This is a genomic window from Vibrio sp. 2134-1 (assembly GCF_033339495.1).
Map to the genome: position 1 here is coordinate 1 of NZ_JAWOUS010000708.1, position 585 is coordinate 585.

The following is a 585-nucleotide window of genomic DNA, read 5'->3' on the forward strand; positions in this document are numbered from 1 at the left end:
CATTGTCTCACTCAGCTTTTTGGATTACGGAACGCAATTGCCAAATAAACTTTCTCTAAGTCGTCCTGCTAATAACAGTGTGGACTTGAGTATCGACAATCTTTCGCAACTGGTTACGGTGAGTGGAGGGCACTTAGCGGTGTTCACTTCTGATGCGCAGAATAAAATTGAGATTACTTGGCCGATGGCAAAAGAGTTGAGCCATGTTGAGGAAGTTTTACCAGAATTTGTGCCAGAAAACATCGTCGAAGAGAAAGCCAGTCCAGAGAATGAGTGGCTACAAAAGGTTTATCAGTTAGTTGCTGAGCATTACCATGACCCTGATTTTGGTACTGCGACAGCGGCTAAGATGTTATTTATGTCTGAACGTAGTTTACAACGCCGCTTTAAGTCGGCCTCGTCAAGAACGTTAAAAGATTATTTAACGGAGGTACGGTTAGAAACTGCTTGTGAACAGTTACTCGCAGGTGAAAAAATCAGTGAAGTGGCTTTCAACTGCGGTTTCAATGATCCTTCTTACTTCAGCCAGAAGTTCAAGTTACACTTTGGTTTACCTCCATCAAAGTTCGCGATGGAACAAGACAA

1 protein-coding gene is annotated in these 585 nt (G+C 42.7%); it reads left to right on the plus strand.

Annotated elements, in window-relative coordinates:
- On the plus strand, positions 1-585 hold a 585-nt coding region (locus tag R7R78_RS28095; protein ID WP_225474850.1), incomplete at both ends, for a helix-turn-helix transcriptional regulator.